Origin of the sequence: Acidovorax sp. 59 (assembly GCF_002754175.1) — a bacterium.
GTDB lineage: Bacteria > Pseudomonadota > Gammaproteobacteria > Burkholderiales > Burkholderiaceae_C > Acidovorax > Acidovorax delafieldii.
The window spans coordinates 1536998-1559532 of record NZ_PEET01000001.1; the positions used below are offsets into that span (position 1 = coordinate 1536998).

The following is a 22535-nucleotide window of genomic DNA, read 5'->3' on the forward strand; positions in this document are numbered from 1 at the left end:
AGACATGGCGTGGATGAAGCGAACGGCCGTCGGGCTGGTGGTGGCGGCCTTGCTGGCTGGCACGGGGGCTGCCGTATATGTACAGCGCAGCTTTGCGACACTGGATGGCAAGTTGGTCGTGAAGGGCCTGCGGCAGGCCGTGCAGGTGCAGCGCGATGGCGCAGACGTCACCCACATCCGCGCGCAGAGCCCGCAAGACGCCTGGTTTGCGATGGGCTACGTGCATGCGCAGGAGCGCACCTGGCAACTGGAGTTCAACCGCCGCGTGATGCACGGCGAGCTGTCCGAAGTATTTGGGCCGGCCACGCTGGAGACCGACAAGCTCATGCGCACGCTGGACATCATGGGCACGGCCAAGCGGCAGTACGCAGACCTGCCGTTGTATGCCCAGGAGGCCCTGCAGGCCTACAGCCAGGGCATCCACGCCTTCCACCAGAACCGCCCCCAGGCGCTGCCGCCGGAGTTCCATATCCTGGGCGTTCAGCCCGGCGGGACCACGGGCGCCGTGTGGGAGCCGGAGGACAGCGTGGGCTGGGCGCTGATGATGGCGCTGGACCTGGGCGGCAACTGGGGCAACGAGTTTGCGCGGCTGTCCATTGCGAAAACGCTGGACACCGAGCGCTTGTGGCAACTGATGCCACCGTACCCGGGCGAGCGCCCCGCAGCCTCGGCCGACCTGGCCGCGTTGTACCGGCAGCTGGGGGTGTACCGGGCCACCGATGCCAGCGCTTCTGCTGCACCGGCGGCCGCCGCTGAACCGGTCGACCGGGGAACTGCATCTGCCGCGCTGGGTGACGGGCCTTTGTCCCGCCAGATCAGTGCCGGCATGCTGGCCTGGGCCGACGAACTGACCCGCAATGCGGGTACCAACGAGGGCAAGGGCAGCAACAACTGGGTGCTGGCGGGCACCCGCACCGTCAGTGGCAAACCGCTGCTGGCCAACGACCCGCACCTGGGCCTGTCGGCACCTGCCATCTGGTACTTTGCGGGCTTGCAGGCACCTGCGGGCCAGGCGTCTGACGGCACCCCCATGGGCGCCATCGACGCGGTGGGCGCCACCTTGCCCGGCATGCCCTTTGTGGTGCTGGGCCGTACGGACAAAGTGGCCTGGGGCTTCACCAACACGGGCCCCGATGTTCAGGACCTGTACCTGGAGCAGATCAACCCCGCTGATGCCTCGCAGTACCGCACGCCCGAAGGCTGGGCGCCCTTCACGGTGCGCAACGAAACCGTCCGTGTGAAAGGGCAGGCCGACGTCGCCCTGAAAGTGCGCAGCACCCGGCATGGCCCTGTGTTGAGCGACGCGCAGAAGTCGCATGCCGACGTGCTGGACCTCGGCAAATACGTGCTGGCGCTGCGCTGGAGCGCGCTCGATACTGACAACCAGACGGTGCTGGCGGGCCTCCAGACCAACCAGGCGAAATCGGTGGACGCGTTGTTCGCGGCCCTGTCGCACTACCACTCGCCGATGCAGAACGTGGTGGCGGCCGATGACCAGGGCAACATCCGTTTCAAGGCCGCAGGCCGCGCACCTGTGCGAGACCCGGCCAACGACATCCGGGGCGTGGCGCCCTCACCGGGCTGGGATGCGCGGTACGACTGGAAGGGCTGGCTGCCGTATGACCAGACGCCCGAGGACAAAGGCGCCCGGGGCTGGATTGCCACCGCCAACCAGCGGGTGACCGCGCCGGACTATCCCCACTACCTCACCCAAGACTGGGCCTTGCCCTACCGCTACGAACGCATTGCGCAGCTGATCGAGGCGACCGACAAGCACGACGCCGCGAGCATGCAGGCCATTCACCGCGATGTAACGTCGCTGGCCACGCGCAGGCTGCTGCCCTATCTGCAGCAGGCCAAGTCATCACACCCCCTGGCCGCAGCTGCGCAACAGCAGCTCCAAGGCTTTGACGGTGTGATGGATGCGGGCAAGGCTGCGCCCCTGGTGTTTGCCGCATGGACCGACGAGCTGGCGCGTGGCCTGATCGTGCCGCGCATCGGTGACGCGCGGTTTACCGCCACCTACGGCAAGCGCGACTACCGGGCCGCGCTGGAGGGCATCCTGGAGCGTAACGACCCCTGGTGGTGCCAGCCCGCATCGTGTGCAGAGCAGTCGGCCGCAGCCCTGGGACGCGCGCTCGACCGGCTGCAGGCGGCGTACGGCGCAGCCCCCGCGCAATGGCGTTGGGGCGCGGCGCACCCGGCACTCAGCGTGCACCGGCCATTTGGCAATGTGCCTGCACTGGCCCGCTTTTTTGACGTGAGCGAGCCATCGCATGGCGACGCCTACACCGTCAACGTGGGGCAGTACAACGCGGGCGAAGCCAAGGGGCCGTTTGTGAACCGCCACGCCGCATCGCTGCGCGCGGTGTACGACCTGGCCGACCTGGAGCAGTCGCACTTCATCTACCAGACCGGACAAAGTGGCCTGGTGTTTTCGCCGCGTTACCGCGACATGAGCAGCACTTGGGCGCAGACGGGCTACCGCGCGTTGCAGCGCCAGCCCGCAAGCTGGGCCCATGAGCTGACGCTGGCCCCCGCACCGGCGGCGCAGTAGTCACGCTGGAGATCACCATGGGTTTTGTTCCGCTGATCGAGGTGACCCGGGGCGACCTCGCCGAATGCCAGCACTGGGGCGCCGTGGCGGTGTCCGACCGCCATGGCCGTGTGCTGGCGCAGGTGGGCGACCCGTACACGGTCACGTTCACGCGCTCCACCATCAAGGCATTTCAGGCCCTGCCGTTCATGCAGTCTGGCGGCGCCCAGGCGCTGGGCTGGGGCGCGGGCGAACTGGCCCTGCTGTGCGCCAGCCACAACGGTGAGGCCATGCATGTCGAGCAGGTTGAGCACATGCTGGGCAGTGTGGGGCAGAGCTACCACGCCCTGCGCTGCGGCTGTCACCGGCCGCTGTTTGCCGAGCTGGGGCTGGGTTCGCTGCCAGAGGGTTTTGTGCCCGACGAACGCCACAACAACTGCAGCGGCAAACACGCGGGTTTTGTCGCCCATTGTGTGCGGCAGGGCTGGCCGCTCGACAAGCATCTGGACCCTGCGCACCCGTTGCAGCGGGCGATTCGTGAGCGGGTGGCGCAGGCAGTGGGGCTGGGGCCTGAGCAACTGGTCATGGGCATCGATGGCTGCTCCGCCCCCAACTACGCCATGCCGCTCGCGCACCTGGCCCGGGGCTATGCGCGCCTGGCGGGTGGGGCGCCCGACACGGATCTGGACCAGAGCCTGACCGCACTGGCCGATGCCATGGTGCAACGCCCGGAGCTGGGCTCCGGCACCGGCCGGCACGACCTGGATTTCATGCGGGCAGGGCGGGGCGATTGGGTCTCGAAGACCGGGGCCGACGGGGTGCAGGTGGTGGGCAGCCGCAGCCGTGGCGAGGCCTTTGCCCTCAAGATCATGGACGGCAACATGGTGGCGCAGGTGGCGGCTGCCGTGGAGGTGATGGACCAGCTGGGATGGCTGGACGCCACCCAGCAAGAGGCCCTGGCGCTGCGCAGAAACGCGGTCATCCGCAATGCCAAGGGGCTGGTGGTGGGCGGCCGGCGGTCGGTCTTTCGCTTGCAACGCGCAGCGGCTTGAGCCTGGGCGACGTCTGGGTGGCTACCGTCGGAAGTGCCGGTTCCTGCTCCCACGGCGTGTTGGGCAGAGAATTTGCGTGAAATCGGCCGGTAGCGCACTATTCATATGTGCTGGCTGCTTCAAAAAATGTAGCAAAAGGCTCGGTGTCCGGCAGCACGTAGATCACCCCTGGCGCCCGGCCGAACCTGGGCGCGATGAATTGGTCGTAGAACGCTGCGGGTGCGTTCACACAGCCGTAGCTGATGCGTTTGTCCCGCGCGCCGGGGCTTGCAAGACGCTGCAGGCGGCGCTCTGCGGCGCTCACGCTGCGCACCCGGTGCAGTGAGACGGCAGCGTCGTAGTCGATCCACACAATGTCTTCACCCTGCAGGTTGCGGCCAGGCTCGGTCACAAAGCGGCCTGCAGGGGTGGTGCGTTCGTGCGGGCGGATGTGGGACAGAGGCTTGGCCCCGATGCCCGGGGCTGAGCGGTCACCCGCAGCGGCCCCCAGCAGCACGGGCGCGCTGCCGAGCCACTGGGCCTGTGCCGAAAACACGTGGATGCGCGCGGCAGGCTTGTCGATCACGGCAAACGGCAAGCCCTGGTGGTCGGCCGTCGCGGTGGACCAGCGCACCAGCTGGCGCACCCGGGCCGATGCATCGTCGGGCAGCGCCAGGGCGGTCCCCGGAGCGGCCAGCGCACCAGCCACGGTGATGAGGGCAAGTCTGCGGTCCGTAGAGAAGAGCATGTGGGCTGTTCAGATCGCCAAAAGTGAATGCGGCGGGGGCGCTCCGACGCGGTGCAGTGCCCATGCGCCTGGGTAGTGGCCGCACCAACCGTTCGCCGCTTTGCCCTTCCGGCATGGTGAACCCGGTCACAGAAGGCGTTCCGCCGGTTTGCCGCAGCGGCCGATGCCCCCAATAATGCCTGCATCCGTGACTTCCGCGAAGCCTTGGGCTTCGAATCGCCATGTTTGACCGTCTTCGCAAAGCGCTGCATCTGCCCGGTGGCCCGTATGCCGCACGGCCCGTGTCCAACCAGGAGGTGGTGCGTTGGGCGGCCACCCAGCGCCTGGCGGTGGTGCCGCAGGCGGTGGACGGGCATTTTGACCTGGGGGGCGACCTGAATGGCCACCCGTGGCGGCTGGAATGTGGCAACCCAACGCGTGACTATGTGCGCGGCCTGGAGTTGCGGGGGCGCGCCGATCTGGGGGTGGACCCGGACGCGGCGGTGATGGTGCTTAACCGCCCCTTGCAGGAGTCCTTGGAGGGCAATGCCTACAACGCCATCACCGACACCCTGCAGACCACGGTGAATGCCAGCCTGCCCGAGGAAATGCGCTGGCTGGCGATGTTTGAAGAGGTGACCTGGCCGGGCCTGCCCGCCTCGTTTCGCCAGCACTTTGCGGTGGTGGCGGAGCGCATGGAGACAGCGCAGCGCTGGATCCATGCGCCGGTGGTGTCCCAGTTGCTCAACATCGTGGAAGGTGAGGGCGGGGAGGTACGGGCGCAGTCGCCGCTGCTGTTGATGCTGGTACGCGGCAAGGTGTATCTGCGCATGGAGCACACGCAGCGCAGCCTGACGGAGATCGCCCAGGCCACGCAATTGCTGCTGGCGGCTGCGCAAGGGGCATTACACAACCTGCCGCCCCCTGCGGCCGCAGGCGGGGCGACGGGAGACGCTGAAGACCCGCAGTAGAGCGTCTGCGGGTCCTGTGTCCTGTGCCGTGGAGCGTCAGCTACCGCGGGTGACCGGCACGGCGGCGTCGCGGCCGTAGGTGCCGTACTTGCCCAGCTCCCACTTGGCAATGGCGTTGCGGTGCACTTCGTCCGGGCCGTCGGCAAAGCGCAGGGTGCGCGCACCGGCGTAGGCATAGGCCAGCGGGAAGTCGTCAGACATGCCGCCACCGCCGTGCACCTGCATGGCCCAGTCGATGACCTGGCAGGCCATGCTGGGGGCCACCACCTTGATCATGGCGATCTCGGTCTTGGCGACCTTGTTGCCAGCCACGTCCATCAGCCAGGCAGCCTTCAGGGTGAGCAGGCGGGCCATGTCGATCTTGCAGCGGGCCTCGGCAATGCGCTCCTGTGTCACCGTCTGCTGCGCAACGGTCTTGCCGAAGGCCACGCGTGACGATGCGCGCTTGCACATCAGCTCCAGCGCACGTTCGGCCAAGCCAATGAGGCGCATGCAGTGGTGAATGCGTCCAGGGCCCAGGCGGCCTTGGGCGATCTCGAAGCCACGGCCTTCGCCCAGCAGGATGTTGGAGACGGGCACACGCACGTTCTCGAAGGTCATCTCGACGTGGCCGTGCGGTGCGTCGTCGTAGCCCAGAACATTCAGCGGACGGATGATCTTGATGCCAGGGGCGTCGGCGGGCACCAGCACCATGCTCTGCTGCGAATGGCGTGGGGCTTCGGGGTCGGTCTTGCCCATGGTGATGAACACTGCGCAGCGCGGGTCGGCGGCACCAGAGATCCACCACTTGCGGCCGTTGATCACGTACTCATCGCCCTGGCGCTCGATGCGGGTCTCGATGTTGGTGGCGTCGCTCGATGCCACATCGGGCTCGGTCATGGCGAAGGCCGAGCGGATCTTGCCTTCGAGCAGGGGCTTGAGCCAGCGGGCCTTGTTGGCTTCGTCGCCGTAGCGGGCAATGGTTTCCATGTTGCCGGTGTCGGGCGCGGAGCAGTTGAACACCTCGCTGGCCCATGGCACGCGGCCCATGATTTCGGCCAGCGGTGCGTATTCCTGGTTGGTCAGCCCGGCACCTGCATAGCCGGATGCTGCGGCGCTGTCGACCGGCAGGAACAGGTTCCACAACCCGGCGGCCTGGGCCTTGGGCTTGAGGTTCTCGATGGTGTTCAGCGCGCTCCAGCGCTTGCCTGCGACGGTGTTGGCGGCCAACTCATCCTTGTAGGCAGACTCGTTCGGATAGATGTGGTCATCCATGAACTGGAGCAGCTTGGCCTGCAGTTCCTTGGTTTTGGGCGAGTAGTCAAAGTCCATGGGTTTCTTCTCCGTTGGTAATCGTGGGCGGCGCTGGTGTTGCGTCGTGTGTTCAGCCGCGTTGCGCGAAGGACCAGGCCAGCTGGGCCATGGGTCGTGCGGTGTCGCCCGAGGCCTTGGCCTGGGCGCTGGAGGCCGTGCCAGCCTCTACCCGCTTGGCAATGCCCTGCAAAATGGCGGCGATGCGGAACATGTTGTAGGCGAGGTAGAAGTTCCAGTCGGCACGCAGCGCATCGGGGGTGGTGATGCCGGTGCGCTCGCAGTACAGGCGGATGTAGGTGTCTTCGTCGGGAATGCCCAGCGCGCCCAGGTCCAACCCCGCAATGCCACGCCCCAGCGAGGCAGGAATGTGCCAGCTCATGCAGTGGTAGCTGAAGTCCGCCAGCGGATGGCCCAGTGTGGACAGCTCCCAGTCGAGCACGGCGATCACGCGGGGCTCGGTGGGATGGAACATCAGGTTGTCCAGGCGGTAGTCGCCGTGCACGATGGACACATGGCCCTCGTCCCGTGCGCTGGCGGGCATGTTGGCGGGCAACCATTCCATGAGGCGGTCCATCTCTTCGATGGGCTGCGTGATGGAGGCCACGTATTGCTTGCTCCAGCGGCCGATCTGGCGGTCAAAGTAATTGCCGGGCTTGCCGTAGCTGGCCAGGCCTCGGTCTGCAAATTTCACCGTGTGCAGCGCCGCGATCACCCGGTTCATCTCGTTGTAGATGTCACCGCGTTCAGCTGGCGTCATGCCGGGCAGGGACTGGTCCCACAGCACGCGGCCCTGCATGCACTCCATCACGTAGAAGGCGCGCCCAATCACCGACTCGTCCTCGCACAGCACAAACATGCGCGGCACGGGAACGTCGGTGCCGTACAGGCCGCTCATCACCGCAAACTCGCGTTCGATGGCGTGGGCCGAAGGCAGCAGCTTGGCCACGGGCCCGGGCTTGGCGCGCATCACGTAGCTGGCGCCGGGGGTGATGAGCTTGTAGGTGGGGTTGGACTGCCCGCCCTTGAACATCTCTACCGTCAGCGGGCCCGCAAAGCCCTCCATGTTCCTGGAGAGCCATGCAGTCAGCGTTTCGATGTCAAAGGCGTGCTGATCGGAAACGGGGCGGGTGCCGACGAAATGGTCAAAGTTGCTCATGGAGGCGGATGAAGGTTCTGGCAGTCAGTGATGGGGTAAGTGAGTCAGTTGTCGGCTTCAGCGATGCGCATCAGGGCTTCGCGGTCCCGCACCACCAGGCCGCCCGGCTCGATGCGGATGGCGTCTTCGCGTTCCATGGCCTTGAGTTCCTGGTTCACGCGTTGCCGCGACGCACCCAGCAGTTGTGCCAGTTCTTCCTGCGCCAATTGCAGGCTGATCCGCATTTCGCTGCCGTCCGACAGGCTGGGCACGCCGTAGCTGCGCACCAGGTGCACCAGCTGCTTGGCCAGGCGCGATCGCAGGGGCAGCGTATTGAGGTCTTCCACCAGCCCGAACAGCTGGCGAATGCGCCGCGCATGCAGGCGCAGCATCGCTTCGTACAGCTCGGTGTGCACGGCCAGGATCTTGCGAAAATCGGCCTTGGCCACACACAGGATCGTGGTGTCGCCATGCGCGTAGGCGTCGTGCGTGCGCCGGTCCCCATCGAAGATCGCCACGTCGCCGAACCAGATGCCCGGCTCCACATAGGTCAGCGTGATCTGCTTGCCCGAGATGGATGTGGAGCTCACCCGCACTGCACCGCGCGCGCAGGCAATCCACTCCTCGGGCGGGTCGCCGCGTGCGGCGATAAGGCCGCCGTCCTTGAAGCGTTTGACGTATGCACATCGCAGGATGTCGTGGCGTAGCGAAGGTGAGAGTGATGAAAACCAGCGACCGGAGTTGATCGCTTCACGTTCTTCGATAGTAAGAATCGGGTCGTCCATGGCCTGTCTTTTGGGTGACTAGAAACAGGCCCATTGTCGCGTCAGGGACCTGCGCAATGCGTCAGGGTTGTCACCTGCGTGTCTGCGCGTAGGCCAAAAGAAAACCCCCGGCGCTGGGTGGCAGCGTACCGGGGGTTGATGGGTCTGCGACGGTGGATGCGTCGAGGCGTTTGTGGTGCAGCGCTACTCGTAGCGGGGCACGCGCTTTTCCAGAAACGCTGAGATGCCTGCGCCGCCATTGGCGTGGTGCAGATTCTTCACGAAGTGGTCGCGCTCATGGCCCAGGTGGTGCGTGAGCTGGGCATGGGGAGCTTCGTTCAGCAGCTCCTTGATGCTGGCCAGTGCATTGGGTGCACGGGCATTGAGCTGCTCGGCCAGCGCCAGGGCGGTGTCGAGTGCATTGCCTGCTTCGGCAAGGCGGTTGACCAGGCCCAATGTGTGCAGGCGTTCTGCGCTGATGCGGTCCCCGCACATGAGAATCTCGGTGGCTATCTGGCGGGGCAGCGCGTGGGCCAGGCTCCAGCTGGCGCCGCCATCGGGCGACAGGGCCAAGTTGCTGTAGGCCATCACAAACACGGCATTGCGGGCCGCCACGATGAAGTCGCAGGCCAGTGCCAGCGAAAACCCTGCACCGGCTGCGGCGCCCTCCACGGCGGCGATCACCGGCTTGGGGTAGGTGCGGATGGTCTCGATCCAGTTGTGCAGGCCTTCAATGCTTTGTGCCTGCACCTGCGGCGCTTCCTGGCGGTTGGCCAGCAGGCGCTGCAGATTGCCGCCCGAGCAGAACATGCCATCGGCGCCCGTGATGACCACGCTGCGGATGTCGGGGCTGCTTTCGGCCACGCCCAGCGCTTCCACACCCGCGGCATACATCACCGGGTCGATGGCATTGCGCCGCTCGGGGTTGCGAAGGGTCAGGATCAGGGTCTGGCCCTGGCTGGTGCTCTGGAGTTCTGCGGGCATGGTGGTCTTCAGTGAGGCGGCCGTGGTGCTTGGCAATCAGTCTTCTTCGACATGGCTCAGGCTCAGGCCAATCGCACCCCGTCGGCGCAGCCATGGGCTGGGGCGGTAGCGCGTGTCGCCATACACGGTCTGCATGTTGAACAACACTTCCAGGATGTTGGTGGGGCCCCAGCGGTCGCCCATGGCCAGGGGGCCCAGCGGGTAGCCCAGGCCCAGGGTCACGGCGGTCTCAAGATCCTTGGGGGTGCAAATGCCTTGCTGGCAGATGTCGCTGGCGATGTTCACGATGGTGGCCACCACGCGCTGCGTGACGAAACCACCGCTGTCACGGATCACACTGACAGCCTTGCCGTCGCGCGCAAACAGCGCGTGCGCAGCGTTGCGGATGTCGACGCGCGTGGCGGGGTTGGTGGCCAGCACGCGGCGCTTGGTCGCGGCGTCATCGATGAGCATGTCGATGCCGATGGTGCGGGCCGGGTCCAGCCGCTCCACCACTGCGACGGTGGTCACGTCAAAGCCCAGCGGGGCCACCAGCGTGATGGCCTGGGGGGAGGGGGATTGGCCGGTCTCGATGGTGGCCCCCAGGTCCTTGAGCAACTGGTACAGCTCGGCCCGGCGTGCAGCGCGCGGGGACACCCACACCGGCGGAATGTCGTTGACCACGGGGGCAGGCGCCTCGGCAGGCACCTGCGCCGTGCCCTCCACGTAGCGATAGAAGCCTTCGCCCACCTTCTTGCCCACCACGCCCCCCGCCAGACGCTGCGCGGTGATCACGCTGGGGCGGAAACGGGGTTCATCGTAGTACTGGCGGTAGATGGACTCCATGACCGGGTGCGACACGTCCAGCGCCGTCAGGTCCATCAACTCGAAGGGCCCCAGCTTGAAGCCGACCTGGTCGCGCAGGATGCGGTCGATGGTGGCGAAATCGGCCACGCCTTCGCCCACGATGCGCAGGGCCTCCGTGCCGAAGCCGCGCCCCGCGTGGTTCACGATGAAGCCAGGGGTGTCCTGCGCCTGTGCAGGGGTATGGCCCATTTCCTTGGCATACGCGGCCAGCGCAGTGCAGATCGCTGGATCTGTCTTGAGGCCCGCGATCACCTCCACCACCTTCATCAAAGGGACGGGGTTGAAGAAGTGGAACCCGGCCAGGCGTTCGGGGCGCTTGAGGGCTGCGCCAATGGCCGTCACGGACAGGGAGGACGTGTTCGTGGCCAGCACCGCATCGGCGCGCACCACCCCTTCCAGTTCGACGAAGAGAGCCTGTTTGGCATCCAGCCGCTCCACGATGGCTTCCACCACCAGATCGCAGGCCGCCAGGTCTGCCGCTGTTTTGACGGGGTGCAGCCGCGCGGTCAGCGCTGTGGCTTGGTCCGCTTCGATCCGGCCCTTGGCGACCAGCTTGTTCCATTGCTCCTGCAGGGCGGCCCGTGCGGCGTCGGCGGCTCCGGGGTTGGCGTCCAGCAGAAAAACCTGACTGCCAGCCTGGGCAGCAATTTGTGCGATGCCTTGGCCCATGGCACCGGTACCCACGATGGCGATGTTGGGAAACTGAATTTTCATAGCGGCATTATGGCTCTGGCCTTATCTGGGTCTTATGTGCAAGAATCCTCCGGACCGAAAAACAGAATTGATTGTGAAAATCCGTAACACCGTTTTTGGACCAGGATTGTGGGCGCTTGCAGCCGGTGCTTCGGCGCTGTCCCTGGGCAATGGTAGTGGTACGGTCGTGTTGGGCGCCCCGGTCGATCTCTCGTTCGAGTTGCAGCCCGACCCGGGCACGGATGTCGCATCGTCCTGCGTCACGGCCAAGCTGGTGGCAGGCGACAACGCCATCAGTGACAACAAGGTGCGCGTGGTCCCATTGCCCGAGGTGCGTGGGCGTCCTTCAGGGGTCCGCGTGCTGGCCTCGGTATCGCTGGATGAACCGGTTCTCACCGTGACCCTGACCGCAGGGTGCAACGGAAAAACCGCGCGCAGCTACACCTTCCTCTCGGATTTGCCGACCACCGTCACCCGGTCCGCCTCTGCATCCCCGGTGGACTTGGCGCGGCTTCCTGCAGCAACCCCCAGCGCAGCTTCAGAGTCACAGCGTTCGCCTTCACAGGGCAGTGGCAGTGCATCTGCGGCTGCCGCCGGTGCGATGCAGGCCACCAGGCCCCGTGACAAGGCGCCTGCACTGGCAAGGGCCTCGGGCTCGCCCTCCGCTGAGAGCCGCCCTCCCGGCTCTCCAGCTGCCGCACGGCCTTCCGCGCGTGTGGGCACGGCAGCACCTGGCAAGTCGGTGGTGGCCGCTGCACCTGCAGCGCGCTCGCGTTTGGTGGTTGAGCCCCTGGACACCTGGCTGGACAGTCCTGTGGCGTTGCGCTCTACCGCGCAGCTACCCACGGCGCCTTCTGAAGAGATGTCGGCCCTGCGCACCCAGGCCGCCGCGTTGTGGAGGTCGTTGAACGCGCAGCCGGAAGAATTGCAAAAAGACGGCGAACGGTTGAAGGCGCTGGAATCAGACACCACCGCATTGCGAGCACAGGCCGCCAAGGACCGTGCAGCCGCTGGCCAGTTGCAGCAGCAGCTGGAGGCGATGGAACAGGAGCGTTTTCCTGCGACGGTGGTATATGCCTTGGGCGGTCTGCTGGCCTTGGCCTTGGCGGGGGTGGCATGGATGTGGTCGCGGATGCGCAGCGCCTCTGACAAGGCAGTGCGTTCGTGGCGCGATTCTGTGGCCTTGGGCGCACGTGGCGATGCAGCATCGGCGCATGAAGAAGCGGTCGGTCTTACCCCCCATCCCGGTGACACCTGGCTGCCGTCGGAAACCCAGCCTCATGCCGTCGCGGCGAACCCAGAGTCCGGTGCCATGCCCCTGCGCAAGGCAGCCCCTGCGGCCGTGGAACCACGCTTCGTAGCGACCAGCCCGGCGGCGAGTGCTCCCGCTCCCTTGCAGGCGAAGTCGGTTTCCGCGCCGGCCGCCGCCTCGGTAGCGCCCCACATCGTCAACCCTGAAGAGCTGTTTGACATCCAGCAGCAGGCTGAATTTTTTGTTTCGGTGGGCGAGCACCAGCAGGCCATCGAGGTGCTGAAGAATCACATTGCCGAGCACCGCCAGACCTCTCCGTTGGCCTACCTGGAGCTATTGCGGCTGTATCACACGCTCAGCCGTGTGGATGAGTTTGCGCAGCTGCGAACGCAGTTCATGCAGTCCTTCAACGCGCAAGTGCCGGAGTTTGCGGGCTTTCACCGCACGGGCCGCATGCTGTACCACTACACCGACGCACTCGCCGAGATCGAGGCCGAGTGGACAACGCCTGCGGTGCTGGGCTTGCTGGAGAAATTCCTGTTCCGCCGCACGGGCGCTGAAGCGGTGGAGCCGTTTGATCTGGCGGCCTATGACGATCTTTTGCTGCTGCTGGCGATTGCACAGACCACGCCCGCCAGCGCGCGTGGTGCAGCGCCCCCGCGCAAGCGGACGACGCCCCTGGCACCGCCCCGGTCCGAGACCCTGGTGGCACCTGCAGCGCCTGCACCGGTGGCGCTGCACGACGACCAGCCGCTTGATTCACTGGCAGCCAGCCTCGAGTTCGAGTTTGCGATGAAGGCCCAGCAGGAGCCCGAGCCCGTGCGCTCTGCAGCCACTCCCTCCAGGCCTGCAGCAGCATTAGGCGAGGATTCGCGGGGCATTCCGCTTGACCTGGATCTGTCGGACCCACCCCACCTCACGCTGAGCGATCTGCCCCCGGTGCCCGTGACGGCGCCGCCGCCAGCGGGCCAGCCGGTCGGCTTTGGCATGGAGAACGATCTCATGGAGCTCCGCCTTGAGCTGGAGCAGATGAAGAAGCCCGACAACAAGTAGCGAGCAGGCGACCAATCGGCCACCCGGCGACTATCCAGGGGGCGCTGCGATGGTCGTGAGGGATGCGCGATAGCCGCCGTGGCCGCTATCGCCACCCAGCCGTCACCGCATCAGCGCCATCAGCTCTGCGGCCGATGCTTCAGGGTCCGGCGCGTTGACCAAGGCCCGCACCACGGCCACGGAACCCACGCCAGTGGCCAGTACCGTGGGGAACTGCTCGGCGCTGATCCCACCAATCGCCACCTGCGGGTAGTGCCGCATCAGCCGCGCATACACGCCCAGCCTGCCCACGCCCTGGGGAGCGGTGGCCATTTTTTTCAGGGTCGTGGGGAACACTGCACCCATCGCGATATAGCTGGGCCCCACGGCGTCGGCACGCACCATTTCGGCATATCCATGGGTGCTCACGCCCAGACGCAGGCCCGAGCGATGAAGCGTTTGCAGTTGCTCTGCGGTGAGTGCGTCCAGGTCTTCCTGGCCCAGATGAATGCCGTAGGCGCCAGCTTCGATGGCGTCCCGCCAGTGATCGTTGATGAACAACAGCGCGCCTGTGCCTTGCACCGCCTGGACGGCGGCCTGAACTTCGGTCCGGATGGCCTGGGCGTCGTCCGACTTGAAGCGCAATTGCACTGTGGGCACCCCGGCACGTGCCATGCGGCCCACCCACTGGGCGTCGGGCAGTACGGCATACAAGCCCAAATGATCCGGGCACGCGGAGAACTGCTGAGGGCGTGGAAGGCGCTGCAGGCCAAAGTCCTGGGGCTCGTCCGGCCATTGCTCGGGCTGTGCACTGCCAGTGCGCAGCGCGCGCGCCTGCCAGGCGCGGGCCAGGCATTCGGTGTCATGGGCGATGAAGCCCAACTGGCTGCAGGCCTGTAGCGCGGCGAGGTAGACAGGGTCCTGCAACGTGGGGGTTGGCACGGGCTCGGGCGCAAACCCCGCAAAGGTGGCCGCGTGGTGGCTCAGGATGGCCTGCGCCAGGGTGGTGGTGTCATGCATGGGCGTGGTGCCAGAAAGGGGTGCCCAGCACGGGGGTGCTGGGCTGGGCGGCGTCTTGTGCGGCCATGGCACCGGCCAGGCGGGCTGCGCGCCCGGCGCTGACGGCATCGGCAAATGCACCGGCCATGGCCACGGGGTCTTGTGCCAGGGCCACGGCGGTGTTCAGCAGCACGCCGTCATAGCCCCATTCCATGACCTGGCAGGCGTGCGAAGGCAGGCCCAACCCGGCATCCACCAGCATGGGCACGTTCAGGCGCTGGCGCAGCGTCTGCAGCGCATAGGGGTTGACCGGGCCGCGTCCGGTGCCGATCGGCGCGGCCCAGGGCATCACGGCCTGGCAGCCCACATCGACGAGGCGCTGGCACAGCACCAGGTCTTCGGTGCAATAAGGCAGCACCTGAAAGCCTTCCTTAATGAGGTGTTCGGCCACACCCACCAGGTTCAGCGTGTCCGGCTGCAGGGTGTAGTCATCGCCGATCAGCTCCAGCTTGATCCAGGGGGTGTTGAACACCTCACGCGCCATCTGGGCGGTAGTGATGGCCTCTTGCGCGCTGTGGCAGCCGGCGGTGTTGGGCAGCACGGGCACGTTGAGCTTGCGCAGCAGATCCCAGAAGCTGCTGCCGCTTTCGGCCGGGTTGCTGCCCTGGCGGCGCAGCGAGGCAGTGACCATGGCGGGCTTGGCGCGTTGCACAGCGGTTTCGAGCACGGCGGGCGATGGGTAGCGCGAGGTGCCCAGCAGCAGGCGGCTGGCGAACGTCTGGCCATACAGCACCAGCGGGTCTTGGGGCGTCGGAGTGGTCATTGGTTTACTATGATTTTTGTAGCTGCTAGTGCATGATTTATAAGCGCTTACAGCTCTTTTGATTGAATTTTGGCTGATTCAGCCGCCCGTGACCGGCGAGATGATCTCCACACGGTCGCCAGGCTGCAGCGCATGGGCGGCGTAGCGGGTGTTTGGCACAAAAGTGGTGTTCACCGCCACGGCAAACGGGGGGCGCGCTTCGATGGCGGCCACAGCATCGGCCACGGTGGCGCCTTCGGGCAGTTCGTGCGGGATTTGGTTGATCGAGATGTTCATGCAAATGCGGGGGCTGCAACGCCGGTCGGGGCGGGTGCGGCTGGCTCCAGTTCCAGCCGGAGGTCAAAACGTTCGGACAGGGTCGATTGTCCCGTGTTCAGCACCTCCAGGGTCACATCCAGCATGGCGGGCGAGATCATGAAGCCGTGGCGGTACAGACCGTTGATCTCCAGCACGCCCGGGCGGGTCTGACGGATGGCGGGCAGGTTGTCGGGCAGCGTGGGGCGGCACTGCGTGGCCAGCTCGAGGATGCGGCCTTCGCCAAAGCCGGGGTGCACCGCATAGGCGGCGCTCAGCAGTTCCAGGGTGGAGCGAACACTGGCCGGGGAGCGATCGTCGGACTCGATCTCGGTCGCGCCAATGACAAACAGATGGTCTTCCTTGGGCGCAATGTAGATGGGGTAGCGCGGGTGCACCAGCCGGGTGGGGCGCTGCAGCGTGACGTCGGGCGCATGGATGCGCACCACTTCGCCACGCACGCCGCGCAAGGCACTCCACTGGCCCTTGGCGCCCAGGCCCCGGCAGTCCAGCACCCGGTCAGGCTGGCCGGGTGCGCCGGGCGTAAAGGCTTCGGGCGACTGGGGCGTGTGCCAGTGCATGCGCACTCCCAGGCGCTCCATTTCCACCACCAGGGCGGCCAGCAACTGGCGGTTGTCCAGCTGGCCTTCGCCGGGCAGGTACAGGCCCTGGTTGAAGCGGTGCGCAAGGGCGGGCTCCACCTGTTCCAGGGCGCCACTGTCGAGCTTTTGCAGGGCGGGCAGCTCGGGCAGGCTGCGCTGGTTGTTTTCGAGCTGGCGGGTGAAACGCTGGGCTTCGGCCGCGTCCTGGCGATGCCACACGATCAACGTGCCGGCCTGCTGGAAAAACACAGGCGCTGACAAGGTTGCCAGCAACTCGGGCCAGCGCGTCAACGCGTGGTGGCCCATGCGCACCACGCCGGGTTCGGTGATCGCAGACTCTGCCAGCGGGGCCAGCATGGCCGCAGCCACGGTGGCGGCAGAGTTTTCGGCGGCGGGGCTGCCCGCGTCGTAGATGTCTACACGGTGCCCCAGACGCGCAAGCTCCACAGCCAGCAGACGGCCCATGAGCCCTGCGCCCAGGATGGCAAAGGAAGAAGGTGGAAGTGACATAGCTCCGTCAGTGTGTCCATGTAGTGGCAAGCAGCCATGGACAAAACGGGGTCACCGTTGATGGAAACTCCCCACGCCAGCATGACCTGGATCGGGTAGCGGGGCTGCTGCGTGTGCCGCAGTGCACAGGGTTCTGTGCGGGCCCCAGGGTATTTCTCAGTCGCGTGCCAAGAGCCGGTTCCAAGTCTTTTTGGAGTTGCACAAGTACCTTGCCGGGAAGGGGTGCTAGGCGCGGTGCGCAGTTGATAGCTCGGCTATCAACAAGCGCCGCAACGCCGCAGACCGCCCGGCAAGGCACTTGCCCGAAGGGTTGGAGTGAAATCGGGCGATTGGACGCCCCGGCTGCTTGCATGGGCATGAGCCCATGCAGCGCACCCGAAGCATTCACTCATCCCGATTGCACTCCAATGCAGTCTCCAAAAAGACTTGGAACCGGCTCTAGGGTGGGACACCCCTGTTTCGTCCGGAAAATGAATTACAGCACATCCCCCATGCGCCCCGTTTTGACGTGGCGCATAGGCCATAATTTTTGCCATGATTTCACCGACGATCTCCTTGCCCTCCACGGGCCACCGCTACGCACGCGTGCTCTCCATTGCCGGGTCTGACAGCGGCGGCGGCGCGGGCATCCAGGCCGATCTCAAGACCTTCAGTGCGCTGGGCTGCTACGGTATGACGGCCATCACCGCCATCACGGCCCAGAACACCTGCGGGGTGACGGGCATCCACGGCATTCCGCCCGAGATGCTCAAGGCCCAGATCGATGCGGTGGTGCAGGACATTGGCGTGGACGCCGTCAAGATCGGCATGCTGCACTCACCGGACGTGGTGCACGTGGTGGCAGAAGCCATTCGGACCTATCAGCTGCCGCACGTGGTGCTGGACCCGGTGATGGTGGCCACCAGTGGCGATCGGCTGATTGCCCAGGAGACGGTGGCCGTACTGGTCCAGGAGCTGTTTCCGCTGGCCGAAGTGGTCACGCCCAACCTGGACGAGGCCGGATGGCTGCTGGGGCGCAACATCGAGGGCGTGGAGGCGCTTGAGCTGGCCGCGCAAGACCTGCTGCGACTGGGCGCCCGCGCCGCGCTGCTCAAAGGCGGGCACCTTCCGGGCGACTGGGTGGTGGATGTGCTGGCCGTGCAAGGCGGGGAACACGCACAAGGACAGGGCCACCGGTTGCAGTCACAACGCATTGCCACCCACAACGGGCATGGCACCGGGTGCACCCTGTCGTCAGCGATTGCCGCGCAGCTGGCACTGGGCCAGCCGCTGCAGCAGGCCGTGGAGCACGCACGGGCCTACATCCTGGGGGCCATTGCTGCCGGTGCGGATGTCACCACCGGCCGCGGCCATGGTCCCCTCAACCACGGCTACGCGCCCGTGGCGCAGCGGGTGTTTCAGGCACTGTAGAGCGATTTTTGGGTGTTTTGAGGCTCAAGCGCTAGTCAATCATGCGCTGATTGCTCATCTTTTGATAGTGATTGATTGGTTCAGTGTGCTTTGGGCCTCGTGGCCCAGGCGAGTACAAAGCTGAACACCAATGCGGGCAGGGCAGAGCCCGCATCGGGAAACGCCTTGGGTGCCAGGTGGTACACCGCGATGCCCGCCAGCCAGATGGCCACGGGCACCGCATTCACCTTGCGCGCAACCGCCAGCAGGGCGGGCGCATCGGTGCCGAAGGCCAGGCGCCCCAGAATCACGCCAAACAGCGGCACAAACACCGAGCTGAGCAGCAGCAAGAACGGCTCCAGGCTGTGCATGGGTAGCACCAGTGCCAGCCCGGTGCACAGCGCGGCCACCAGCAGGCCCCAAGCGCGTACGCCCCAGCGCGGCAGCAGGCTGTGGGCCGACACGGCGCCCGAATAGGCGTCGCCATAGGCGTTGTCCACCTCGTCGATCAGGATCAGTGACAGCGCAATCAGCCCGCCCTGGGCCAGCAGCAGCGCCTGCACCAGGTCCTGGCTGGGCAAGGTCAGCGCCACCAGCACACCGAGGCTGTAGCACCAGATGTTGGCCAACGCATAGCCCAGCCAGGTGCCGCGCAGTGCCGAGCCGCCGTTCTTGCCATGGCGCGCGTAGTCGGCCACCAGCGGCAGCCACGAGATGGGCATGGCGATCACCAGGTCCAGAGCGGGCAGCACGCCCATGCCGCCGTCGCCCTTGCGTGTCCACAGCGCTTCAAAACCTTGGGTTTGCGCCAGCGAGAGGAACTGCCACGACAGCCACAGCAGCGACAACACCACCAGCGGCAGGGCAATGCGCGCAATCAGCTTGCGCACCAGCTGCACCATCGAGCCGCTGATGAGCAGCATCACCACGCCGCCCCACAGCAGCGTGGCCAGCACCGGCCAGTGGGCACCGGCAATGGCGCCCGACTGCTGGCCGATGGCCACGGTGGCATCGCGCATCACCACCAGCTCAAACGTACCCCAGCCCACCAGCTGCACGATGTTCAGGATGATGGGCAGGCTGGCAAACGTGCGGCCGTACACGGCGTGCATCAGCCCCGCGCTGGCCAGGCCGCTGTCGCAGCCCAGCTTGGCCACCCAGCCCAGCAGGCCCGCGCCCACGATGGAACCGGCGACGATGGCGATGAGTGCCTCTTTGGTGCCCAGCGCAGGCATCAGGTAGGCGCCCACCTGCATGACCAGCAGGCCCACGCCCAGGCTGAACCAGAGCGAGGCGTGGTCATGCCACTGGAAGACGCGGCGATCGGGGGAGACGGGGGCCAGCGCTTCGTTGGTGGCGTGCGTGGCAGGCGATGAGGACATGGAATGGCTCCGTAAGCAGATACAGAGCAGGGGCCGCCCACCAGTACGCCCTGACGTGTTCAGGGCCGTGCCATGGCGGACTTGCTTCCCTGCGCGAGGATGATCTCAAGCCTGCAAAGTAAAACAATGCAGGCAACAGGTTCGAAGGGTTTGATCTCAGCCCAGCAACGGATTTATTGCAGGACACCCCCAGCGATATGGTTGGATTCTAGTTAAACAGGGTTGAGTGGGGTCAACGAGCTGTTTCACAAGTGGCGCAGTTCATTTCCTTCATGGGTGCGAATGGCGCCTTGAGGCAGCGGTGACTGTCTAGAGCGGGCCCGCTCGCGTCCCTCGCCGTGGGGCAGAATCCGGCCAGGACCGGTCATCACAGGACAAGGGGCATGGATGTATGCGTGAAGCCAAATTTGTGGCGTGGCTTTTTTTCTTTTTGGGAGTTGGTGTGCTGCTTTTCAGCGCCTGGGGCCTGATAACAGCAGCATCGCCGTCACCCACAAACTCGCTCGTGCAACGCGGGATGGCGGAGGCACTTGGGGCTGCACTTGGCTCAACGGCTGGGAACGTTTTGTACCACCTGATTTGGGGAGCTCTCGGTGGCTTCATTGCCTGGGTCGCTCTAAAAATACTCAAGGACTGCCGGAGTTAGTTCAAAGGCAGCTTTGGGCCCTGAGCCGCCGTTCAGAAGCGCCACCCGTGAGCTGCCATTGACTAGCCGCGCTGCTGTTGGAAATCCCGGTCTCTGCCCCGACAAGCTATAGTTTGCCGAGTTGACGCCTGCCGGGTTTCCCGGATTTTTATACCTGGACATTCAAACAAGCCACCCTTTGCAAACCCTATGCTGCAAGCCGCTTCCGGCAAGGGCCGTGCCCAGGATATCCAGCATGGTCCAGTTTATTCCGCAGATTTCGCGGGATACATCACGTTGGAACTCACCGTGGCCATCTTTCACAATCACGCACGCCCATGAAAACATCCGATAGAACACGCGCTTGGCTCGTCGCACCACTAATTGCTTCCACTGTGGTCGTGGGCTCAGTCCGGGCAAGCTTCGCACAATCGAGCCAAGAGTTTCCGACGCAGCGCGAGTGGGCATACGGTCAGCAGCCGGATCTTCATACGGGCGATCTCCAGCCAGAGGCTACGCTTATGAGCCGGAACACGTTGCCACGTCCCGCCGAGACGAAATTGACCAACTACGGATACATCTCAGTACGCAATGACCCCCGACGGCCTGTGAAGGTTGCGTTGACTATAGAGAAGCGGCTGCAGGGAGCAGGTGCGATGGACTGCAAACCATCCGGTTGCATAGTGAAGGTTCGTTTTGGCACAGCTTCTCTTATCAGCTTCCGTGCTCTACCTGGCAAAGACTGGCCTGAACAGATCGTTCTAGAGGACGGAGCTGCATTCGCGAAAGAGGCGTCTCGGACCGCCGGAGCAATCGATGTGCAGTTCACCGACTTGGAAAACGGGGCGGTCATTTATCACTTTGCGTCAGCTGCTCCACTGAGAATGGAGAGGTTAACGCCACTGCGGAAGTGAAGACACTTGGTGCCTCTGCGACAGATTGCAATGAATGTTTTTGAGCTGCGCGATGAGGCCTAATTTGTCGGGCGTACGGACACGTTGAGCATCCGCTTTAATCTGTCGCGACAGACCGCTCCTGGCCGAATTCTGCCCCACGCAGAAGGACGCTAGCGGGCCCGTTGCAGACCTTTGGCCCCCGGCAGCAGACGACTTGCCGGTACGCATCATCTTGATTTGAGGATTAGCTTTCACTAAGGTACCCCCCCTCCACCTGCTGCTGCTGCTGCTGATTCTTAAAGATGGCCATAGCCGTCTTCATTCGCATGAAGCCGAATTTCCTGTAGAAAGGTTCTTTGCCAGGGACCGCATACAAGATGATTTTCTTGTGACCGGATGACATTTCCACCAGGTCACTGACAACTTGTTTGCCGAGGCCTGTGCCTTGATAGCTGGGCAATACCGCAACGTCGCATATGTACGAGCAATCTCCACCATCAGCGAGCGCGCGTCCCACCGCTACGAGCTTCGCATTCTCGTAGACGAAACACTTGAACATGCTGTTTGAGAAGACTTTCTGCAGATGAAGCGGCGGCTTCTCGCCTAGTGGTGCAGCCCGATAGAGGGCAGACAGTTCTTCCCAGTCGACTCCATCTGCGGAGTGTTTCCATTCGAGTGGCATTTGTGGCTCCAATGTCCGCTTCTGGCCGGTAGGTAGCGGGCAGCTCGATTACTGTTCCGACCCTGGCGCCGGATGATCTTAATCAGGTTCAAAGGGACTCTCTCAGTCGGTTCCGGCAGGCCGGTTCGACGCCCTTAGCGATGGCGCCCCAAAGGAGCGCGGTCCTCTTGGAGGGGGAGTCAGCGCTTCCCCTGGGCGATCGGGATCGCGTAGTGCATCACGGAGTCGCTGGACGTCGGGTGGTATTGCGAGCCGTAGATTTCCAGATCCGGCCCCAGGGTGTGCGACGGGCCGGCCGACAGCAGCCAGCTTGCATAGATGTAGTTCACCGTCGCATCGACGTTCTGCGCAGGGCCCCGGTGGGTGAAGCGTGCATAGGTCGATCCGGGGATTTCCATGGCCACCATGCTTGGTGGCAGCGCACCGAGGCCCCGCACTTCGATGCAGGCCAGGTAGCGCAGTTCTTCGGTGTGGGGCCCCGCTGGGGCTACGACGCCGTAGCAGACCCCGGGCACGGTGTTCGCAATCTCGCCCAGCCGGGGCAGGAACTTCGCCCACAGGGGCGGCAGTTTTTGCCCCAGATTGTTCTTTTCGGAGTCGATGCCGTAGTAGTCCGTGGGCAGTCCGACCAGCTGCATGGCAGGCTGCTCCTTGATGTCGGGTTCCAGCGAAATGTTGTGGTGAATGTGCGCGAGGTAGCTTTCGTCGAAGCGGATCTTGCGCACGAACAGCGAGCGGTTGCCCATCTTGCGGTACTGCGACGGCGTGAGCCGAAAGCAATCTCTGAATGCGCGTGTGAAGCTCTCCTGTGTCTCGTACCCGGACGCCAGCGCAATGTCGAGCACGTTCAGCCGTGTGTTGGTCAACTGCTCCAGCGCCCGCGAGAACCGGCGCGACCGGATATAGGTCTTGAGGGTTTCGTTGGTCAGCGCCTTGAAGATCCGCTGGAAGTGCCACTGGCTCATCCCCGCAGCCCGTGCCACCTCGGAAAGCTGGATATCGGATTCGAGATGGGCCTCGATGAAATCGATGCCCTCCTGGATTTGCCGGAGATAAAGCACGGTGGCGT

General features: G+C 65.0%; 18 protein-coding genes. 5 read left to right on the forward strand and 13 right to left on the reverse strand.

The window, feature by feature from the left end; all coding sequences use genetic code 11:
- Positions 1-4 precede the first annotated feature (4 nt).
- Positions 5-2557 carry a penicillin acylase family protein gene (locus CLU87_RS06925; RefSeq protein ID WP_099729952.1) on the forward strand — a complete coding sequence of 851 codons (2553 nt, stop codon included), beginning with the start codon at positions 5-7 and terminating at the stop codon, positions 2555-2557.
- A 17-nt stretch (positions 2558-2574) separates the two neighbouring features.
- Positions 2575-3588 carry an asparaginase gene (locus CLU87_RS06930; protein WP_099729953.1) on the forward strand — a complete coding sequence of 338 codons (1014 nt, stop codon included), beginning with the start codon at positions 2575-2577 and terminating at the stop codon, positions 3586-3588.
- Positions 3589-3685: 97 nt separating this feature from the next.
- Here CLU87_RS06930 and CLU87_RS06935 read toward each other — a convergent pair whose 3' ends face one another.
- Positions 3686-4315 (reverse strand): hypothetical protein, encoded by a 630-nt coding sequence (locus CLU87_RS06935; protein WP_099729954.1) that lies wholly within the window; start codon positions 4313-4315, stop codon positions 3686-3688.
- 221 nt (positions 4316-4536) lie between these two features.
- On the opposite strand from CLU87_RS06935, the gene CLU87_RS06940 reads away from it, so the two are divergent.
- Positions 4537-5265 (forward strand): hypothetical protein, encoded by a 729-nt coding sequence (locus CLU87_RS06940; protein WP_099729955.1) that lies wholly within the window; start codon positions 4537-4539, stop codon positions 5263-5265.
- Between the two features lie 36 nt (positions 5266-5301).
- On the opposite strand, the gene CLU87_RS06945 is transcribed toward CLU87_RS06940, so the two are convergent.
- From CLU87_RS06945 to CLU87_RS06965, 5 genes are all read right to left on the reverse strand, one after another.
- Complete coding sequence (locus CLU87_RS06945) at positions 5302-6576, reverse strand: acyl-CoA dehydrogenase family protein (protein WP_056067410.1); 1275 nt, start codon at positions 6574-6576, stop codon at positions 5302-5304.
- A gap of 52 nt (positions 6577-6628) precedes the next feature.
- A complete protein-coding gene (locus CLU87_RS06950; RefSeq protein ID WP_099729956.1) occupies positions 6629-7714 on the reverse strand; it encodes a phosphotransferase in 1086 nt (361 codons plus the stop codon).
- A 44-nt stretch (positions 7715-7758) separates the two neighbouring features.
- The gene (locus CLU87_RS06955; protein ID WP_015013747.1) at positions 7759-8478 is read right to left on the reverse strand and encodes a Crp/Fnr family transcriptional regulator; all 720 of its coding nucleotides are present in this window, start codon (positions 8476-8478) and stop codon (positions 7759-7761) included.
- A 183-nt stretch (positions 8479-8661) separates the two neighbouring features.
- On the reverse strand, positions 8662-9441 hold the full coding sequence (locus tag CLU87_RS06960) for an oxepin-CoA hydrolase, alternative type (RefSeq protein WP_099732074.1): 780 nt from the start codon (positions 9439-9441) through the stop codon (positions 8662-8664).
- A gap of 36 nt (positions 9442-9477) precedes the next feature.
- A complete protein-coding gene (locus tag CLU87_RS06965) occupies positions 9478-11001 on the reverse strand; it encodes a 3-hydroxyacyl-CoA dehydrogenase (RefSeq protein WP_099729957.1) in 1524 nt (507 codons plus the stop codon).
- Between the two features lie 166 nt (positions 11002-11167).
- Between CLU87_RS06965 and CLU87_RS06970 the strand changes: the two genes are divergently transcribed.
- Positions 11168-13285: a hypothetical protein gene (locus CLU87_RS06970; protein ID WP_233193726.1), complete on the forward strand. Its 2118-nt coding sequence runs from the start codon at positions 11168-11170 to the stop codon at positions 13283-13285.
- Positions 13286-13387: 102 nt separating this feature from the next.
- Here CLU87_RS06970 and CLU87_RS06975 read toward each other — a convergent pair whose 3' ends face one another.
- The 4 genes from CLU87_RS06975 to thiO form a co-directional block, all read right to left on the reverse strand.
- Entirely contained in the window at positions 13388-14284 is an 897-nt protein-coding gene (locus CLU87_RS06975; protein WP_099729959.1) for a thiamine phosphate synthase, read from the reverse strand.
- Positions 14277-15086 carry a thiazole synthase gene (locus CLU87_RS06980; RefSeq protein WP_099729960.1) on the reverse strand — a complete coding sequence of 270 codons (810 nt, stop codon included), beginning with the start codon at positions 15084-15086 and terminating at the stop codon, positions 14277-14279. The genes CLU87_RS06975 and CLU87_RS06980 overlap by 8 nt, the downstream gene beginning before the upstream one ends.
- Positions 15087-15164: 78 nt before the next feature.
- Positions 15165-15362, reverse strand: coding sequence for a sulfur carrier protein ThiS (gene thiS, locus CLU87_RS06985; RefSeq protein ID WP_056067422.1), 198 nt, complete (start codon positions 15360-15362; stop codon positions 15165-15167).
- Positions 15359-16492: a glycine oxidase ThiO gene (thiO, locus tag CLU87_RS06990; RefSeq protein ID WP_099729961.1), complete on the reverse strand. Its 1134-nt coding sequence runs from the start codon at positions 16490-16492 to the stop codon at positions 15359-15361. Before thiO ends, thiS begins: the two co-directional genes overlap by 4 nt.
- A 534-nt stretch (positions 16493-17026) precedes the next feature.
- Between thiO and thiD the strand changes: the two genes are divergently transcribed.
- Positions 17027-17902 carry a bifunctional hydroxymethylpyrimidine kinase/phosphomethylpyrimidine kinase gene (gene thiD, locus CLU87_RS07000; protein WP_099729962.1) on the forward strand — a complete coding sequence of 292 codons (876 nt, stop codon included), beginning with the start codon at positions 17027-17029 and terminating at the stop codon, positions 17900-17902.
- A gap of 80 nt (positions 17903-17982) precedes the next feature.
- Here the strand turns inward: thiD and CLU87_RS07005 are convergent, their stop codons facing one another.
- The 3 genes from CLU87_RS07005 to CLU87_RS07015 all read right to left on the reverse strand — a co-directional run bounded on the left by CLU87_RS07005 (position 17983) and on the right by CLU87_RS07015 (position 22527).
- A complete protein-coding gene (locus CLU87_RS07005; protein ID WP_099729963.1) occupies positions 17983-19263 on the reverse strand; it encodes a cytosine permease in 1281 nt (426 codons plus the stop codon).
- A gap of 1765 nt (positions 19264-21028) precedes the next feature.
- Positions 21029-21466, reverse strand: a complete 438-nt coding sequence (locus CLU87_RS07010; protein ID WP_099729964.1) for a GNAT family N-acetyltransferase — start codon at positions 21464-21466, stop codon at positions 21029-21031.
- Between the two features lie 179 nt (positions 21467-21645).
- The gene (locus CLU87_RS07015) at positions 21646-22527 is read right to left on the reverse strand and encodes a helix-turn-helix domain-containing protein (protein ID WP_099729965.1); all 882 of its coding nucleotides are present in this window, start codon (positions 22525-22527) and stop codon (positions 21646-21648) included.
- Positions 22528-22535 lie beyond the last annotated feature (8 nt).

Excerpts from the sequence above, each read along its gene's own strand:
- thiD (WP_099729962.1), top strand. The coding sequence starts at position 17,027 with ATGATTTCACCGACGATCTCCTTGCCCTCCACGGGCCACCGCTACGCA.
- CLU87_RS06960 (WP_099732074.1), bottom strand. The coding sequence starts at position 9,441 with ATGCCCGCAGAACTCCAGAGCACCAGCCAGGGCCAGACCCTGATCCTG.
- CLU87_RS07005 (WP_099729963.1), bottom strand. The coding sequence starts at position 19,263 with ATGTCCTCATCGCCTGCCACGCACGCCACCAACGAAGCGCTGGCCCCC.
- CLU87_RS06975 (WP_099729959.1), bottom strand. The coding sequence starts at position 14,284 with ATGCATGACACCACCACCCTGGCGCAGGCCATCCTGAGCCACCACGCG.
- CLU87_RS06940 (WP_099729955.1), top strand. The coding sequence starts at position 4,537 with ATGTTTGACCGTCTTCGCAAAGCGCTGCATCTGCCCGGTGGCCCGTAT.
- CLU87_RS06935 (WP_099729954.1), bottom strand. The coding sequence starts at position 4,315 with ATGCTCTTCTCTACGGACCGCAGACTTGCCCTCATCACCGTGGCTGGT.
- CLU87_RS06930 (WP_099729953.1), top strand. The coding sequence starts at position 2,575 with ATGGGTTTTGTTCCGCTGATCGAGGTGACCCGGGGCGACCTCGCCGAA.
- thiO (WP_099729961.1), bottom strand. The coding sequence starts at position 16,492 with ATGTCACTTCCACCTTCTTCCTTTGCCATCCTGGGCGCAGGGCTCATG.
- thiS (WP_056067422.1), bottom strand. The coding sequence starts at position 15,362 with ATGAACATCTCGATCAACCAAATCCCGCACGAACTGCCCGAAGGCGCC.
- CLU87_RS06980 (WP_099729960.1), bottom strand. The coding sequence starts at position 15,086 with ATGACCACTCCGACGCCCCAAGACCCGCTGGTGCTGTATGGCCAGACG.
- CLU87_RS07010 (WP_099729964.1), bottom strand. The coding sequence starts at position 21,466 with ATGCCACTCGAATGGAAACACTCCGCAGATGGAGTCGACTGGGAAGAA.
- CLU87_RS06955 (WP_015013747.1), bottom strand. The coding sequence starts at position 8,478 with ATGGACGACCCGATTCTTACTATCGAAGAACGTGAAGCGATCAACTCC.
- CLU87_RS06950 (WP_099729956.1), bottom strand. The coding sequence starts at position 7,714 with ATGAGCAACTTTGACCATTTCGTCGGCACCCGCCCCGTTTCCGATCAG.
- CLU87_RS06925 (WP_099729952.1), top strand. The coding sequence starts at position 5 with ATGGCGTGGATGAAGCGAACGGCCGTCGGGCTGGTGGTGGCGGCCTTG.
- CLU87_RS06965 (WP_099729957.1), bottom strand. The coding sequence starts at position 11,001 with ATGAAAATTCAGTTTCCCAACATCGCCATCGTGGGTACCGGTGCCATG.
- CLU87_RS06945 (WP_056067410.1), bottom strand. The coding sequence starts at position 6,576 with ATGGACTTTGACTACTCGCCCAAAACCAAGGAACTGCAGGCCAAGCTG.